Genomic DNA, 16,153 nt, shown 5'->3' with positions numbered 1-16,153 from the left:
TTCATTGGATGTTCTTCGTGTGCCAGGTTAATCGTAGACACGGCGGGCGGGGCGGGTCAATAGACGCCGCGAGTAATTTTTTATCGGCGCAATCAATTGCCTGAGGGTGAGAAGTTGTGCTAACTGGTTAGCGGCATGAAGCAAGCCGTCTCCGCTATCGTCTTATTTGTTGTCGTTGCCGCCCTGACCGGATGGCTTCGGCAGCCGGTGATCGACGAGGCGTTTTGCGATCCCGACCTGGCCGGCGCGGTATACAGCGCGCAGGAACTGCTCCTGGGCGGCGACCTATACGGCGACACGGTCGAGACCAAACCGCCGCTCAGCTACCTTATGTTTGCGGGGCTTTTCGCGCTGTTCGGCAAGTCGATGAAGGTGATCTACCTGTATTCGGCGTTGTGGCACCTTGCCGTGGCCGTCGTGCTGTTTTTCCTCGCGCGTTCCATCCTCTCGACCGGCGCCGGCGTGCTGGCGGCGATTTTCTACGCCTTTTTCTCCGCTAGTAACTCGACGAACGGCCCTTGTCCGAATTTTGAGACCTGGACTTTACTGCCCACGGCGCTGGGCTTTTGGTTTTTGTGGCGCGCGTCGCGGGGCCGTTGGCATGTCAACTTAGCGGCGGCGGGGATTTGTGCGGGGGTGTCCCTTCTGGCCAAGCAGAACGTGGTCGTCATGCCGTTGCTGGCGCTACCGTGGCTGTGGTTCGCCTTGGAGCATGAAAACGAGAAGCGCGCGAAGGTGCGAAAGCTGATCGCCGGCGTCGGCGTCGCCACGGTCGGCGCGCTGCTGCCGATCGTGTTCGCGGCGCTGTTTTTTGCGGCGCGCGGCCAGTTGGGCTCGTTGTGGAATTCGCTGCATCCCGGCGCGGCGGTTTCGTATATGTCCTCGGAGGCGGCGATTTTCCTGTGGGAGCGGATGCGCGTCACCGGCGGCGATTTCTTGTGGCAGTTTCTACCCGTCGTGCCCATGATCGGCGCGTTGATCGCGGCGTTCGCGGTGCCCTTGGTGGACAAACCGAAAGCCTCGCAGATCCTCGGCTACCGGCTCATCGCCGTGTGGTTGGTGGCGGCGTTTGCGGCGGTAGTCGTCGGCACGAAATTCTTCGATCACTACTTCATTTTACTCACGCCGCCGCTGGCTGCCGGGGCGGGCATCGGCGTGTGGGCGTTGGCATTTCGCACGAAATGGCCGCGCGCAGTGGGCGTCGTGTTGATCGTTGTGACGATCGCGCTCGTGGCCTTCGCGTTTCGGTGGGAATGGCGCATTGCGACAAAAGCCGCCGTCGACCGCGTCAAAATCGGGCGGTTGCAGTGGAAGGAAGACGGCGATTACTTCTGGTTTCGAAGCAATCTGCCCCGGTATATGTCCTGGAGCCATTGGCTGGAGCGAGTCGGCCGCTGCACGCGCGAGAATACGACGCCCGCCGACGGCATCTACGTGTGGGATTACGAACCGGGGATTTACTGGTTCGCCGACCGCCGCGCTCCCACGAAGCATTTCATGTATTTCAACGTCGCCGTAGAGCAGCCCGACGACCAAGGCCGCTGGTACGGTGACGAGTCGCCGCAGGTCCGCCGAAATCGCGCGGAATTGCTCGCTGAGTTGCATGCGCACCCCCCGGCGTATATTGTGACGTACAAGCAAGCGCCGTCCGGGGAGTTTCGTTATCACCGCAAACGCCCCGCGCCTTTTTTCCCGGCACTCGCAGAGTGGGTCGAATCCTTCTACGAGCGGGACATGGATTGCTCCAACCTGTATTTACAGGCGTACCGCCGGAAAAAAGTCCGACATACGTCGGAAATCAATTGAAAAAAGGCGCCTTTCGACCGAAAAGAGCGAAGAGAGGAGTTGTATGAGCGAACTTCGGTGGGATCCGCTGCGCGGCGAATGGGTTGTGACCGCCACTCATCGCATGGACCGGCCGCAGATGCCAAGGGATTGGTGTCCGTTTTGCCCCGGTTCCGGCCGCGTTCCGGACAACTATGACGTGCACATCTTCCCGAATGATTTTCCGTCGTTCGCCACGCCGGCGCCCGAACCGGAGATTGCCGCCACGGGTCTGATTCCCATCCGGCCCAGCTTCGGTGCCTGCGACGTGGTGTTGTATCATCCCGACCACAACACGGTGCTGCGGGAACTTCCCCTCGATCATCTGATTAAATTGGCCAAATTGTGGCGGAATCGATATCTGGCCCACTTCGAAAACGAGCACGTTCAATACGTGTACATCTTTGAGAACCACGGCGAAGAAATCGGTGTCACCATGCCGCACCCGCACGGCCAGATTTATGCGTTTCCCGTCGTGCCGCCGGTGCCTGCGGCGGAAATGCGCCATGCCAAGCAATTCCACGAGCGCCACGGTCGCTGCCTACACTGCGACATTCTGGCCGAGGAACGCGCCGACGGCCGACGCATGCTGTTCGACGACGGCGAATTCACGGCGTTCGTGCCTTCCTACGCCCGCTGGCCCTACGAAGTTCACCTCTACCCGAATCGATGCGCGGCCCACTTAGGCGAATTGAACGACGAAGAATTGCGCGGCCTGATGCGCGGCATGAAGCGAATCTTGCAGACTTACTTCAACACCTACGGCAAAGCGTATCCGTACATGAAATTTTTTCACCAGGCGCCCGTCCGCGGGGAAGCGGGGACCGGTACGCATTTGCACGTGGAATTCAATCCGATACGACGCAGCCAAACGAAATTGAAATACCGGGCCGGATGCGAAACCGGCGCGGGTCTATTTATCAACGACAGCTATCCCGAAGAGAAAGCCGCCGAATTGCGGGATATGCTGGCCGATGCCCAGGAGTAACGCCGAGATGATGGAAGCAAGGATTCTGGTAATCAGTACGACACCGTCGCTGACCTCGCAGGTCGTCGGCACTCTTTCGGGACGGGGCTACCTAGTCACGACCGCCGGGAATCTGGAAGGCGGCGCCGAGGAATTGAGTCGCAGCCGCTACGACGCTCTGGTGCTTGACGCCGCCGCCGTGCCTGAAGGCAGCGACCCCAATGACTTGGTCAGCAACAATCCTTCGGTGATCGGCGTGTTGATTCTGCCGGCCGCTGCGTCCGAGGAGATGATCATCGGCCACTTGCGCGATGGTTGGGCCGAAGTGCTCGCACAGCCCCTGGATCAGGAAGGCATTCTGTCTCGCCTGGCGCACGCGCTGAAGCGCGCGTTGCGGGTTCGCGAGACGATTCGATCCTCGACGCTTACGCCCCTGGCGCGAATCAGCGAGGATTTTCTGCTCAACTTGGAACTCGACACCCTCCTGTCTGAAATCGTCCAAACGGCTAAGCGCGAGGCGCGCTGCGATCGCGTCAGTCTCATGCTGATTGAAGACCACGAGTTGCGCATTCGCGCCGCCGTGGGTTTGGACAAGGGGGCGTTCGATAAGTGGCGCGGCAAGATCGGCGTGGGCATCGCCGGTTATACGGCGGCCAGCGGCGAGCCGGTGATCATCAACCATGGCGAGGAAGACAAGCGTTTTGTCCGCCACTTGAAAGACGACAAAATCAAAAGCGCCATCAGCATGCCGCTACGGGTCAAAAACAAAACGATCGGCGTGCTCAACCTGACGAACTTCATGGGCCGCGACCGCTTTTTCGAGTCGGACGTGCAGTTCCTGTCGCTGCTGGCCGGGCAGGCAGCGGTGGCCATCGAGAACGCGAACCTCTACAACAGCCTGCAAACAAGCTACCTGCACACGATTGTCAGTCTGGCCAACGCGTTGGAAGCGCGGGACCCCTACCTGTCGGGCCATTCGACCAAGGTGCTGACCTACGCGGTGCAGATCGCCCGCAAGCTGGGGCTGTCCGACCGCGAAATCGAAGATATTCGCAACGCGGCGATGCTGCACGACATCGGCAAAATCGGCGTGCGCGACGCCATTCTGCTCAAGCCGGGACGCCTGGACGACAGCGAGTGGAAGATCCTGCGCACCCATCCCGAAATGGGCAGCAACATTATCGCGCCCGTGCGGCATCTGGCTCGCTGCCTTCCGCTGATCATGCATCACCACGAAGCCTACGACGGCGCCGGCTACCCGAGCGGCCTGGCCGGCAACGAGATCCCCTTCGGATCGCGGGTGATCGCCGTGGCCGACACCTACGACGCCATGATTTCCAATCGACCCTACCGCGAGGCGCTTTCGCACGAAGCCGCGGTGACCGAACTCAGGCGCGTGGCCGGTTCGCAACTCGACCCGGACTGCGTGGCGGCATTTCTCGCCGTATTGGAGGACGAACCCGTTAATGTCAAAAACGCCTGAGCTGAGCGCATCGTTTTTCGAAGCCTTTGGCGAGCAGCCCGAGGCGATCGCTTTTGCGCCGGGCCGGGTGAATCTGATTGGTGAGCACACTGACTACAACGAGGGCTTCGTTCTGCCGATGGCGATTGAGTTCGGCGTCTACGCGGCGGGGCGGCTGACATCCAGCGGGCGCGTTCGCGCCTACAGCGCCAATTTTCCCGGCGAGGCCACGAATTTCACCGTCGGCTTGGAACCTCAAGATACGGGCTGGAATCATTTTTTGCGCGCCATCGTGGCCGAACTGCTGGTATCCGGAATCCGGCCGACCGGCCTCGACCTTTTTTTCCTCGGCGACGTGCCCGACGGCGCGGGTCTATCCAGCTCCGCGGCGTTCAGCGTGGCCGCGGCGATGCTCGTGGCGGAACTCGTCGGTAAACCGTGGCGCGACAACATTGCGCTGGCGCGGCTCTGTCAGGCGGCCGAACACCGTACCGGCGTGATGTGCGGCCTGCTGGATCAGATGGCGAGCGCGACGTGCCGGGCCGACAGCGCCATGTTGCTGGATTGCCGCGACCTGTCCTACAGCATGATACCGCTCGATCGTGCGAAACTGACACTCATCGTGGGCGACACCCAGGTCAAACGCGAATTGGCCGACGGTCGATACAATCAACGCCGCCTGGAATGCGAGGCTGCCGCGACGGCCCTGGGCGCGCAGAGCTTGCGCGACGTGTCGCTGGAGATGCTGGACGCCGCCCGCGACACGATCGCCGACGAACTTTGGCGCCGCGCCCGGCACGTGGTAACCGAGAACGAACGAGTACACCGCTTCGCTGCGGCACTTGCGGCGGGCGACTACGAAAGCATCGGCGCGATTGCCAATGTCGGCCACGCCAGTCTGCGCGACGATTTCGAAGTCTCCTGTCCGGAACTCGACGCCATGGCCGAGTCGTTCTGCCGATCGGGCGCGAACGGCGCGCGGATGGTGGGTGCGGGTTTCGGCGGCGCCACGATCGCCCTGGTCGACCCGGACGCCGCGGCCGACGTTCTGGCCGACGCGCAATCCCTATACGAAGAAGCCACCGGCCGTCCGGGCGCGTTTTACCTCGTCACCCCCGGCGACGGCGCGCGCGTGACACGGCAGTCAATCCGTCCCCCATCACCTCAGTAAGCGTTCCACGAACGGCAGCAATCGGCGGAAAACACGCGGCGGCAGCAACAGGGCGGTCGCGGTGATGCTGCGCGGCGGCAGAGGCAGGGAGCAGCGGTTGCACGCGGCGATTTCTTCGATTCGTCCGGCGCCGTGCAACACGCGTAATTCTCGCAAGCGCTCGTGGTGCCACAGGGCGTCGGGATCGACGTCGCCCACCCGGCCCAGCGGTTCCTCTTCCAACATGTGACAGCAAGGCAACACGGAGCCGTCCACGCGGATGAAGGTCGGCCCGGCAAAAAGCACGGGGCAAACGCGGCCGGCGCGACGATGTTGCGCGGCTTGGCGGCGGGGCAGTGTTTCGTCGGCCTTGAAGCGCAACGTGACACCGGGCAGGGAGGCGAACGCGCTGCGGAAGTGGTCGACCCGATCGCGGTTCTCGGGCAGCAGCACCATTTGCACGATGCAGGCAATGCCGCGCGGCGCGGCGGCGGCGGCAAAGGCGCGCAGGTTTTCGGTAACAGCGTTGAAGTCGGCTTCGCCGCGCACCCGGCGATACGTCTCCGCATCGGCGGCGTCGAGTGAAACGATCACGACATGCGGCTGGGCATCGAGCAACGAGGCTCGCCGGTGTTCGTCCAGCAGTGTGCCGTTGGTGCTTAGCTGCACGAACAGGCCACGCGCCCGGGCGGCCGCGATGCGGTCGAAAATGTCGGGATCGAGCAGCGGTTCGCCCAGACCGTACAACAGCACCGATTCAATTCCCGGCCACGCGAGTGCGGCCTCGTACACCGTGGCGTCCATGTGCCCGGCGGGCATGGAGTCCCACTGCCGCAGGCAACCGACGCACTCGAGGTTGCAGCACGTCGTGGTTTCAATGGCCAACGATGCCGGTGGCGCGTCGACCGTGGCGGTGCCTCGCCAAAAGGCGGTGGCGCGGCGGCGGCGGTTCATCGATCGGCTCCCAGCACGAGGCGCACAATCGCTTCCTGCCGCTTTTGCGGCGACCAACTCCGGCGCGCGGCGATGCGGGCTACGCGCCAGCGACGCGGGGTGACGGCCAGCACGTCGCGCAGCAGGCCACCGTACAGGCGGCGAAAGAAGGTGCGCTCCACGTAGCTGCCGAAAAACATCTTTACGAAATTGCGCGGCTTGAGCAGGTCGACGACCAGCGCCTTGGCAAAGCGGGCGTCTTGCACGCGGCCGTCACGGGTGAAGCTCGGCCAGAAACGGTCGTGGTAAAACATGTCTTTGAGTTCGTAACCGTGTTCGACCAACTTCTCCGCCCCGGCCACGCCGCGCATGGGAATGAAGCGTGACTGCGCCGAGATATCGCACACCTTGGCGATGCGCCGCGCCGGCCAGGCGTCGTCGTCCGAGAACTCGTAGTCGCGCACGAAAAGCCCGTACACAAATGCCCCGGCGGTTTTGAGACTGCGGTACACCTCGCGATACGCGGCGTAGCCCAGATCGCCTTTCTGGTCTTTGTCGTAGGCGTCGAGGACAGCCGTGCTGAGGTTCTCGAAACCTACCAGCGCCATGCGCAGCCCGGCGGCGGTCGCGGCCCGCACCCACTCGGGGTCGTGGTAGACCGTGTCGGCGCGCACGAAGGCCCACAACGCCACGTCGTATTTTGCGAGGTGATCGAAAATGGCGAGGTCGCGTTCGCGATGCACGCCGAAATTATCGTCGGCGATCATCAACTGCCGCACGCCGCGCTGGTAAAGAGCGTCGATTTCCGCCGTGACACGCTCGACGCCTTTGAAGCGTTGATGGTGGTGCCACATCGCGGCCGCGGCGCAGAAGCTGCAATGGTGGCCGCAACCCCGCGCCGTCTCGACCGTGCCGGTGCGCCCGTGCGGCAGCAGGCCCAGGTCATACAGCGAAAAGTCGATGATCGACCAGTCCGGCAGCGGCAGCGAATCAAGGTCGCGCCGGTTGACGCGGTCCGCCTCATGCACCGGCTCGCCGTCACGCGACCATGTGACGCCCGACACACCGGCCGGGTCGGCACCGGAGAGGAATCGTTCGACCAATTCGGGAAACGTGTCCTCGCCTTCATGACGCACCACCGCGTCCACGCCCCGCCGCACCCATTGCTCGGCGTAGAAAGTCGGGTGGTGGCCGCCCAATACGATGCGCGTGTCGGGAGCGAATTTTCGCAACGCGCGAACCTGCACTTCGGTCGTCAGCGCCATGACCGGCGAAACGACGCCCATCGCCACGATTGGGAACTGCGCCGCGAGCCGCGCCAACCTCTCCGGAGTAGCCCCCGGTTCGAAAACGCCGTCGTAAAACGCGATGCCGTCCCCGCCCACTGCGGCGGTTAGGGCGGGATAGGCCGAGGAGGGAGCGCGGTACAAGGTGCGCGTGAAGTCGTTGGAAAAGGGCCAGGCGCGGTAACCCGGCGCGGGCTTGGCGAACAACACGCGCGGTGCGCCGCGCACGGCGATCATCGACAGGCCCCTTCGCGCAGCAGGTTGTTATACACGCAAAAGGGTCGCGCGCCCGCGCCGGTGAGGTAGACGTGGTGGCACATGCGCGCGCCGACCAGGTCCAACGCGTGCAGTTCATAGAATTTCTCGATGTTGCAAAACAGCACGTCCGGACCCCACGCGCCTTCGTCGACGCGACGGCTGCGGCGGGCGGCGGCCATGAAGGTGGCGAACGCCCGCGGGTAGCGAAACGGGCCGCTGGGGCGCAGCAGGCGGGCGGCGGGCACGAGGCGGTCGCCGTCGCGCACCAGGACAAAGGGCAGGATGCAGACGCGTCGGCGAAACATCGGATGCCCGGTCACGCGGTGCAGCCATTTGCCGAGGCGGCCGCCGGCGAGAATATCCCGGCGGGTGATTTCGTCGTTCGTGGTTCGTTCGAGGGCGCCAAGAACGTCGGCCAGATGCGTGCCGGCGCGGGCGGGGTCGTCAACGCGGCCGATGTGCGAACGCGGATAAAACGAGACGCGGCGTACGTGCGGCGTGCGCGCCGCGAAGCGCAGAATGTCGCCGAGTTGCTCGCCGTTAACCTCTTTGTCGACCATCACCGCGAGGTGAACGAACATCCCCTGCGCACCGACTCTGTCGATCACGTCGAATTTCAGCGCGCTGACATCCTGATTGCGAAACGCCACCGACGGCGCGGCGTCCATGCCGTCGAACTGCAGGATGACCCAGCGCAGACCGGCCTGCCGCAGGCGCGCCAGAAAACCGTCTTCGGCCAGGCGCACGCCGTTGGTGTTCAGGCGCGGCTCCATACCGCGCTGACGAATCGCCGCGATGATCTCCGGCAGGTCCTCGCGCAGGGTCGACTCGCCGCCGACCAAGGCGAGGTTGGGCGGGAAGCGGTCGCCGCGATGATCGGGCAAACGCGCGATGAGTTCGTCAAAAGAAGGGTCCGGCGGGGTTTCGTTGCCGACGGCCGACACGCAGGTCGGGCAACGCATGTTACAGCGCAGCGTGACGTCCAGCGCGTAGGTCGTCACGAATCCGGCGGCGTCGCCCGCGCGAAGGTCGAGCGGGCCGTCGGGCAAAACCCCCGGCGTGCGGTCGCGGAAAAGTCGCAGGTACAGCTCGGCGTCGCGCCAGAAGAAAACCTCATCCTCGCCGTGTTCGGGGCAGGTGACGCGCAGGTAGGCGTCGCCGTTCTTCTCGACGATCCACGCCGGTCCGTCGCGGTGACAGGTCGGGCACGCGGCCCGGGTCGGGATAGGAAAGCGCTCGCTCATGACCAGCCCATCGCGCGTGCTTCGCGGCGCACCTGCCGGTGACGGCGCAGGCGGAACCAAAGGTATTTGATGTACACGACGAAGCGTTGGTCGCGACCGCGCAGCGCCACGAGAAGTTGCAGGAGAATCTCCACCGGGAAGGGCAGGCGACCGAACCAGCGGTGCCAACCGCGATCGATAAACGCGCGGCCGAGGCGTCGCCCCAGCAGCGGCATGACTTTGTAGAAGGTTTTCCACTCGCGCATGAAGCGCCGGGTTTGCTCGTCGTTTGCGCCGGGCTCGCGGCAGATATCGCCTACCTCGCCGCGTTCGATGGCTGCGCTCACTTCGGGGCCGATGACGCCCATTCGTTCGGCGGTCTGGACGATCGGCGCGCCGGGAAAGTAGGCGAGCATGTGCACCTTGACGCGGTTGAGGCGGCGGGCATCGGCGTACAGGCGGGCGGCGTCGATGAAATCCTGTTCGGTTTCGCCGGGCAGACCGAACATGTGGTCCAGGTCGTAACGCAGGCCGATGCGGTCGCAGATTTCCAGCGCGCGGCGCATCTGTTCATCGCTGTCGTCGCGGCCCAGGATGTTGAGGCGAATTTCTTCGTTCGCCGTCTGCAAACCGAATTCGAGCCCGTAACAACCGGCGTCGAGCAGGGCGCGGCCGATCTCTTCGTCGAAGTGTCCGACCTGCCCGTAGCAGCGAAACGGCAGGTTGACGCGGCTCCGATAAGCGTCGAGCAATTCGAGGGTCCACGCTTTGGGCGTGAAGAGAATGGGGTCGTCGATCATCACGCGCCCGAAGCCGTGGCGCGCGCGCATGGTCTCCAGCTCATGGATGATCGAATCGATGCGCCGCCGGCGAAAGTATCCCTTACCGTACAGGCGGCGAATCGTGCCCTCGCGGCAATACGTGCAGGAACACGGACAACCCCGCCCGCAGAGGATGACGTAGTCGTCGGCCATGTTGAATTCGTCGGCGAACAATTCCTTATCCGGCAGCGGCAGGGTTTCCAGGTCGAGCGGTGGACGCATCGGCGTGGCGCGCGCTTCGCCGTCCTCCCGGTATTGAATGCCGCGCACTTCGGCGGGCGACTGCGACGCGGCGAGGCAGTCGAGCAACTCCGGCAGAGTTTCTTCCCCCTCGCCGACGATGACGTAATCCACCTCGGGTTCGCGCAGCACCGCCGCCGGCGCCATGGTGGCGTGCAGGCCGGCGAAAATCGTCGGCACCGGGCGGTCGCGTCGCACGCGTCGCGCCAGTTCGAGACCCCACTGGAAGGTGTTGGAGTAGACGAAGAACAAGATGGCGTCGGGCGGATCGCGTCGCAGCTTTTGTTCGAGCAGGTCGATGCGGGCGAAGCGGCGTTCGAGCCACGCGTTGTGGTACACGTTGTCGTTGTCGGAGAACGCGCCGGGGTCGTAGGCAAAGCTCACGCGATGGCCGGCTCGTTTGGCCGCCGCCGAGAGATATTCGAGGGGGACGCTTTCGCGTCCGAGATACGCCAGCGCCAGATGCATGGCGGCTCCTTTTCGATCCCCAATTAAGCGCGATTTGCGTACGAAGTTCAAATTGTTGTTCAATCACAGAATAACGAACGGAGACACCCATGCGAAAGCGGACAATCGGGTTGGCGTGTTTGGTCATTCTGCTGGCGGGCTGCGGCTTCCAGCAAAAGCTCACGACGCGAATGAAGTTGCCGGATTACGCGAAAACGCAGCGCGCGGCGGCCGTGGCGGTTGTCGCGGATGACGGCGCGAGTGAACTGCGCGAGTGGCGCATCCAGTTTTTGGATGCCGCGGGACCGGAATGGAATCCGGCCGGTTCGACCCGGCTTACGACCGCCGACGTGGTCAAGGAACTCGCGCGCTGGTTTAAGAAATCGTTCGCGCGCGTGGAAGTGCGGCAGGCCGATGACGATTTCACCGGCTTTCAATACGCCGTGTTCGTGTCGGCGAGCGCGGTGGATTACGAGTTCGCTCAGCCCGAAAAGAATCGCGCCGCGCGGTGGCCGCACGTGACGCTTCGCTACCGCTTTTTCACCGTCGATGAAAACGGAGGCCTCTCCGCCGAACCCTGGCAGGACGTGGAACTGGCCAACCCGAGCCACGCGAGCGCCTTCCATGCCGGTCGCATGGAAAAGCCGGTGCCGGGCCGCTACGACTTCGACGCCGACGTCGTGCGCACGCTTCTTTTCAGCCCGGCGTATAAAGACTTGCTCGACAAGGCGGACAAAAGGGGTTCTTGACCGCCGCCAATCCGACAAGCAAAAGCCGATGTGATATGCTGCGGGCGTTATCTCGGAGGAAAAACATGCGAAAGATCGTGTTGATTGCTATCGTCGTGCTGCTGGTGGGCGCGACCACCGCCGCCGCGGACGACGAAGTGCTGGAATGGGGCATTTACGGCGGTTTTGACGTGGGTTCGGCCTTCTACGACCTGCGTGATTTCAACGACTACTTCGACGACCTGCGCGTCATGGATTTCCCCGGCGTGGTGCCGCTGGTAGGCGGCCAAGTCTACGGCATTCTGGGCAGCCGCTTTCACCTCGGCTTCGAGGGGCACATGTTCTCGCTCTACCAGCAGGGCATGTTGGCTGACGCGCATTTGCTCGGCTACCACGGCAATTTCGTGTTCGGCTACGACGCGATCGCCCGGCCGCAATGGCGTCTGCGACCGCAAATCGGCCTGGGCGGTACGGCGGTGCGTTTGATCCTCGACGGAGTGCCCGGCGATTTCGGCGAGATCGACATGCCCGAGGGCGGCAACAAGCTGACCTACGATAAGACGGCGGTGCTGGGGCGCCTGGGCGTGACGATGGAGTGGACGCCTACGTTCTACCGCGACGGCAACGGCTTGTTCGGCATGGCCTGCGCGCTCACGGTCGGCATGCTGGCCCCGCTCGGGGAAGACGACTGGAACATCGTCGCCTCGGGCAGCGGCAACGACGAGGATGTCAAAGGCGACGGACCCGACATGTCCCTAACCGGCGGCTACATGCTGCTGGGCATTCACTTCGGCGGCGGCATCCACACGAAGGATCAGACCGACACCCCTTAGTGGAACGTAATTCCGTACAGCATGTAGAACACGGCGCTGATGCCGAAGAGTATCCACGTGCCGAAGTTGATTTCCTCAACGCGCCCGGCCAAGACCTTCGTGAGCGGGAAGAAAATGAACCCGGCCGTGATGCCGATGCCCAGGTTGTAAGTGAAGATCATCAGCACGATCGTCATGAAGGCCGGGAACAGCTCGGTCATGTCATCGAAGTCGATTTTCTTGACCGCACCCAGCATCAGGATACCCACGACGATCAGCGCCGGACCGTAGGCGCACGCGGGCACGATGGTGAAAACCGGCGTGAACAAAAGCGCCGCGGCAAACAGCAGCGCTGTGACGACCGAGGTAAAGCCTGTGCGGCCGCCTTCCTCAATACCGGCCGCCGACTCGATGTACGCGCCGGTTGTCGTCGTACCGACGAGCGAGCCGACGACGGTGGCCACGGCGTCGGCCATCATAGGTTTTTCGATCTCCGGCAGGTTGCCGTCTTCGTCGAGGAAACCGGCTCGATCCGATACGCCGATGAGCGTGCCCATCGTGTCGACGAAATCCATGAGGAAAACCGTCAGCAGCACCGGGATAAAGCTGATCTTGAGCGCCCCGAGGATGTCGAGTTGAAAGGCGATTTCACTGACGCCCTTGATGTCGGCCCACCGCGCAAAGACGCGATCGGGCAGATTCACGCCGAGGATGTCCACGCCGGATACTTTCAAAATGATCGAAAGCAGCGTCACTCCCAGGATGCTGTAGAGAATCGCGCCGCGCACCTTGCGGATCATCAAGGTCACCATGGACACCAAAGTGACCAGGGACAGCAGAACGTGCGGCGAAGTCAGATCGCCCAGGCGCACCGGCGGCGGCGGGATGTTTCCGAAAAATGAGTTCTGCAAAATGCCGACCTTCGTTTCGGCCGGCATGCCGTCGATGTTGAGCACGTCCAGCACGCCCGGCAGCGCGACGACGCCGGTATTCACTAAGCCGATAAAGGTCAAAAAGAGGCCGATGCCCACCACGAAGCTGTATTTCAAATTCGACGGTACGGCTTGCGCCAACCAGCCGCGCAGGCGGAGCGCCGTGATAATGACGAACACGACGCCGCCGATGAAGATCGCGCCGAGAGCCGTTTGCCACGAAGCGCCAATCAACGCCGGGCTGCAAACCGTAAAGGCAATAAAGGCGTTCTCACCCATATAAGGGGCGACGGCGATGGGGCGTTTGGCGTAGAGGCCCATGATGAGCGTCCCCACGACCGCGGCGATGATCGTGGCGATGGTGGCGGGTCCCTTGGGGATTTGCGCGGCGGCCAATATCGCCGGGTTGACGACGATGATGTAGGACATCGTCAAGAAAGTCGTAACCCCGGCACGAATCTCGGTAGACAAATCCGTCCCGTGCTTCTCGAATTCAAAGAAGCGCGCCAGCATGGCAAATCCTCCGCTTGGTATTAAATAGTGGATGGAATCGGCAGGTCCATTTTCGTCAAGATGCGATGGAGTTGCAAGTCGGAGGGGTTACGGCGGGTTACCGCTCGGTCATGTAGTTTTCGACAAGGTACACGAGACGATGGCCGTGGCCGTCGTCGGCGAAGACGACGCCGATGCCCAAGTGCGTGAAGTGGGGATTCAAGACGTTGGCGCGGTGGGCCGGTGATTCCATCAGGCTGATGTGAGCGGCGAGCGCGGATTGATTCAGTGCCACGTTCTCGCCGATGCGTTGCCATTTGATACCGGCTTTATTGGCCCGGTCGGAGATCATGCCGGTGGTCGGGCTGCGGTGAGCGGCGTAACGCAGCTTGCTCATTTCGACGGCGTGGGATTGGGCGATGCGCTCCAACCCGACGTTACGTTTAAGCGACGGCAAACCGGCGTCGCGTCGCGCTTTGTTGACGTATTGGAACACCATGTTGCGGGCTTGCTCGGCAGTTTTGGCCAAGGGCAGCACGTCGGGCGTTTTCGGTTTTTCATACTCGCCGACTTGCACGGGCATCAGCGCGACGATTTCCGGTCCCAGCGAACTTTCCCCCGAAATCTCCACGCGGTATTCGCCGGAACCTTCGTTGAAGAAAACGTGTGTGCAGAAGGAACCGTCTTTGTTGATGTTGAGCAGCACGTCGTGCACGTTTCCCGAAGGCTTGGACAGATACGCCCGCGGGGTTTTGAGCCCGTCCAGCAGGGTGCCGGCAAGTTCCACGCGTTCGCCGTCGGCCACTTGTCGCGGGAATGGATCCAGCGTGATCGGCCGCCGCGTGAACAACAGCATGACGTAGTAGCCGCGCGGAAAAAACTGCTTGGCGACGCCGACGCCGAAATGTGTGTAACGCCCTTCACCCAATTCGCGCTGAATGGCGTCTTTCAACACTTGGTCCAGCGCGTCAAGCGTCGGCACCGACGCCATCTGCGTACGAATCGCCGCGTCAGAAACCCCGGCGCGGATCATCTCGTCCTGCACGATCTGATTGTCGATTTGCGAGATGGAATTAGCGCCCCCGGCTTTCATGCGCTCGGCCAGACGGCGACAAACGACGGTCAATCCCGAATCGAGTTGCGGCGTGGCGCGACCGGCCAACGCGGCCCAACGCGCTACCAACTGGCGAACCGTATTCTCCCCGTCGTTGTAGGAGAACCCCGCGATGCGTTGATTGAACATCGTCGCTTCCGGAGTCGGTTGCTGTCTGGCTTGGCACGCCGTGGAGAACACAAGGGAGAGCAGCAAAATCGCGAGCAGTGGGTTGCGGAGCTTCGGGCCGGTAGATGCCCAGCCTGTGTCGCGACTGGCGAACCGGCGCGAAGTATCACCCATGCCGACCAGCCAAGTAGGATTCCATCCATTCGACATCTTCGCGACGCAACTCGGGGATGGCTTCCAACCCGTCGCGTTGGAGGACTTGGACGACACCGCGCAGCAGCGTAACCGCATCGTCTTCGCGGCCCATCTTCGCCAACAGTTGCGCACGATTGAAACGCGCCAGGTGGTACTCGGGCTCAAGGTCCAGCGCGCGATCATAACTGATCAGCGCCTCGTCGACGCGGTTCAGGTTCTCGGCCAGCAACACGCCGCGATTGTTCCAAATCGACGGGTCGCTGTCGTCGATGGCCAACGCCCTGTCATATTCGGCCAGCGCTTCTTCACCGCGGCCGAGCATGTCCAACGCGTGCGCCATGCCGCTGTGGGCGCGGCCGAGTTCGTCGTCAAGATTGGCGGCACGGCGAAAGGCGCGCAGGGCGTCGCGGTAACGACCCATGTCGATCAATACGTTGCCCAAATCCTGCCACTTGAGGGGGTCGAGTTCGTCCAACCGGAGCGCCGTGCGGTATTCCAGTTCCGCTTCTTTCAACTCGCCGATGCGATGCAGCGCCTCGGCTTTGCCGCAGTGCGGATGGTCCCAATCGGGGTCCAGGTCGATGGCTTCCTGAAAGGCTTCCACCGCTTCCTCAAAGCGCCCCAAACCGAGCAACGCCATCCCGCGACCACCCAGAGCCCAAGCGTATTCGGGCTCGATGGCCAACGCGCGGTCGAAGGTTTCCAGCGCCTTGGCGTAACTGTTGTTGTTGACGAGGATCTGCCCCTTGCCGGTCAGCGCCCAGGGGTCGTTGTGGTCCCGCTTGAGGGCGCGTTCGTACCACAGGCGGGCTTCGTCGTCGCGGTACATGAAAAAGAGAACGTCGCCGATGTTCTTGACGGTGATCGAACGGTTGGGGCTCAGACGCTGACTTTTCATTAACGCTTCAAAGGCGTCTTCGTAACGGCCCATGTTTTTGAAGACGACGCCAACATTGTTCCACAGTTCGGCGTTCTCCGGCTCTTGCGACAAGCCCTGGCGTAGTACGACCAACGCTTCTTCTTGCCGCCCGAGGAAGTCGAGGATTTCAGCCTTCTCCAAAAGCAAATCGATCGTCGGACCGAATTTCTCGATCTCGGCGTCGATTTCTTTCAGGTCCTGCAAATACAGGCGGCGAAGTTCGGGGTCCATATTCTTCTCTT

Annotated in this window: 13 protein-coding genes; 6 read left to right on the top strand and 7 right to left on the bottom strand. The window is 62.7% G+C overall.

The genetic code is table 11. The annotated features are described in order from the left end of the window. Positions 1-135: 135 nt before the first annotated feature. The 4 genes from P9L99_12395 to galK are packed head-to-tail and all read left to right on the top strand — an operon-like array spanning position 136 to position 5,424. Positions 136-1,806 (top strand): glycosyltransferase family 39 protein, encoded by a 1,671-nt coding sequence (locus P9L99_12395; GenBank protein MDP8224153.1) that lies wholly within the window; start codon positions 136-138, stop codon positions 1,804-1,806. Continuing rightward, positions 1,802-2,812 (top strand): galactose-1-phosphate uridylyltransferase, encoded by a 1,011-nt coding sequence (gene galT / locus P9L99_12390; protein ID MDP8224152.1) that lies wholly within the window; start codon positions 1,802-1,804, stop codon positions 2,810-2,812. Before P9L99_12395 ends, galT begins: the two co-directional genes overlap by 5 nt. Then, complete coding sequence (locus tag P9L99_12385) at positions 2,799-4,274, top strand: GAF domain-containing protein (protein ID MDP8224151.1); 1,476 nt, start codon at positions 2,799-2,801, stop codon at positions 4,272-4,274. Before galT ends, P9L99_12385 begins: the two co-directional genes overlap by 14 nt. Beyond that, on the top strand, positions 4,258-5,424 hold the full coding sequence (gene galK, locus P9L99_12380) for a galactokinase (GenBank protein MDP8224150.1): 1,167 nt from the start codon (positions 4,258-4,260) through the stop codon (positions 5,422-5,424). The genes P9L99_12385 and galK overlap by 17 nt, the downstream gene beginning before the upstream one ends. Here the strand turns inward: galK and P9L99_12375 are convergent. The 4 genes from P9L99_12375 to P9L99_12360 are packed head-to-tail and all read right to left on the bottom strand — an operon-like array spanning position 5,413 to position 10,632. Then, on the bottom strand, positions 5,413-6,357 hold the full coding sequence (locus P9L99_12375) for a radical SAM protein (GenBank protein ID MDP8224149.1): 945 nt from the start codon (positions 6,355-6,357) through the stop codon (positions 5,413-5,415). The genes galK and P9L99_12375 overlap by 12 nt on opposite strands. Next, the gene (locus P9L99_12370) at positions 6,354-7,859 is read right to left on the bottom strand and encodes a radical SAM protein (GenBank protein ID MDP8224148.1); all 1,506 of its coding nucleotides are present in this window, start codon (positions 7,857-7,859) and stop codon (positions 6,354-6,356) included. Before P9L99_12370 ends, P9L99_12375 begins: the two co-directional genes overlap by 4 nt. Further along, positions 7,856-9,124, bottom strand: a complete 1,269-nt coding sequence (locus tag P9L99_12365) for a radical SAM protein (protein ID MDP8224147.1) — start codon at positions 9,122-9,124, stop codon at positions 7,856-7,858. Before P9L99_12365 ends, P9L99_12370 begins: the two co-directional genes overlap by 4 nt. Beyond that, on the bottom strand, positions 9,121-10,632 hold the full coding sequence (locus tag P9L99_12360) for a radical SAM protein (protein ID MDP8224146.1): 1,512 nt from the start codon (positions 10,630-10,632) through the stop codon (positions 9,121-9,123). The genes P9L99_12365 and P9L99_12360 overlap by 4 nt, the downstream gene beginning before the upstream one ends. A gap of 89 nt (positions 10,633-10,721) precedes the next feature. On the opposite strand from P9L99_12360, the gene P9L99_12355 reads away from it, so the two are divergent. Then, on the top strand, positions 10,722-11,360 hold the full coding sequence (locus tag P9L99_12355) for a hypothetical protein (GenBank protein ID MDP8224145.1): 639 nt from the start codon (positions 10,722-10,724) through the stop codon (positions 11,358-11,360). A gap of 65 nt (positions 11,361-11,425) precedes the next feature. Next, positions 11,426-12,172 carry a hypothetical protein gene (locus P9L99_12350; GenBank protein ID MDP8224144.1) on the top strand — a complete coding sequence of 249 codons (747 nt, stop codon included), beginning with the start codon at positions 11,426-11,428 and terminating at the stop codon, positions 12,170-12,172. Here the strand turns inward: P9L99_12350 and P9L99_12345 are convergent. From P9L99_12345 to P9L99_12335, 3 genes are all read right to left on the bottom strand, one after another. Beyond that, complete coding sequence (locus P9L99_12345) at positions 12,169-13,596, bottom strand: NCS2 family permease (GenBank protein ID MDP8224143.1); 1,428 nt, start codon at positions 13,594-13,596, stop codon at positions 12,169-12,171. The two genes, P9L99_12350 and P9L99_12345, sit on opposite strands and share 4 nt — an antisense overlap. A 97-nt stretch (positions 13,597-13,693) precedes the next feature. Then, positions 13,694-14,971 (bottom strand): CAP domain-containing protein, encoded by a 1,278-nt coding sequence (locus P9L99_12340; protein MDP8224142.1) that lies wholly within the window; start codon positions 14,969-14,971, stop codon positions 13,694-13,696. Beyond that, positions 14,964-16,142, bottom strand: coding sequence for a tetratricopeptide repeat protein (locus P9L99_12335; protein MDP8224141.1), 1,179 nt, complete (start codon positions 16,140-16,142; stop codon positions 14,964-14,966). Before P9L99_12335 ends, P9L99_12340 begins: the two co-directional genes overlap by 8 nt. Positions 16,143-16,153 lie beyond the last annotated feature (11 nt).

This window comes from Candidatus Lernaella stagnicola, from assembly GCA_030765525.1.
Lineage (GTDB): Bacteria > Lernaellota > Lernaellaia > Lernaellales > Lernaellaceae > Lernaella > Lernaella stagnicola.
The sequence above is the reverse complement of the archived record's forward strand: the minus strand, read 5'-3'. Positions and strand labels throughout refer to the sequence as shown.

What these genes read in the sequence shown, in the direction of transcription:
- P9L99_12395 (MDP8224153.1), top strand. Translation starts at nt 136, where the DNA reads ATGAAGCAAGCCGTCTCCGCTATCGTCTTATTTGTTGTCGTTGCCGCC.
- P9L99_12385 (MDP8224151.1), top strand. Translation starts at nt 2,799, where the DNA reads ATGCCCAGGAGTAACGCCGAGATGATGGAAGCAAGGATTCTGGTAATC.
- galK (MDP8224150.1), top strand. Translation starts at nt 4,258, where the DNA reads ATGTCAAAAACGCCTGAGCTGAGCGCATCGTTTTTCGAAGCCTTTGGC.
- P9L99_12375 (MDP8224149.1), bottom strand. Translation starts at nt 6,357, where the DNA reads ATGAACCGCCGCCGCCGCGCCACCGCCTTTTGGCGAGGCACCGCCACG.
- P9L99_12370 (MDP8224148.1), bottom strand. Translation starts at nt 7,859, where the DNA reads ATGATCGCCGTGCGCGGCGCACCGCGCGTGTTGTTCGCCAAGCCCGCG.
- P9L99_12365 (MDP8224147.1), bottom strand. Translation starts at nt 9,124, where the DNA reads ATGAGCGAGCGCTTTCCTATCCCGACCCGGGCCGCGTGCCCGACCTGT.
- P9L99_12360 (MDP8224146.1), bottom strand. Translation starts at nt 10,632, where the DNA reads ATGCATCTGGCGCTGGCGTATCTCGGACGCGAAAGCGTCCCCCTCGAA.
- P9L99_12355 (MDP8224145.1), top strand. Translation starts at nt 10,722, where the DNA reads ATGCGAAAGCGGACAATCGGGTTGGCGTGTTTGGTCATTCTGCTGGCG.
- P9L99_12350 (MDP8224144.1), top strand. Translation starts at nt 11,426, where the DNA reads ATGCGAAAGATCGTGTTGATTGCTATCGTCGTGCTGCTGGTGGGCGCG.
- P9L99_12345 (MDP8224143.1), bottom strand. Translation starts at nt 13,596, where the DNA reads ATGCTGGCGCGCTTCTTTGAATTCGAGAAGCACGGGACGGATTTGTCT.
- P9L99_12340 (MDP8224142.1), bottom strand. Translation starts at nt 14,971, where the DNA reads ATGGGTGATACTTCGCGCCGGTTCGCCAGTCGCGACACAGGCTGGGCA.
- P9L99_12335 (MDP8224141.1), bottom strand. Translation starts at nt 16,142, where the DNA reads ATGGACCCCGAACTTCGCCGCCTGTATTTGCAGGACCTGAAAGAAATC.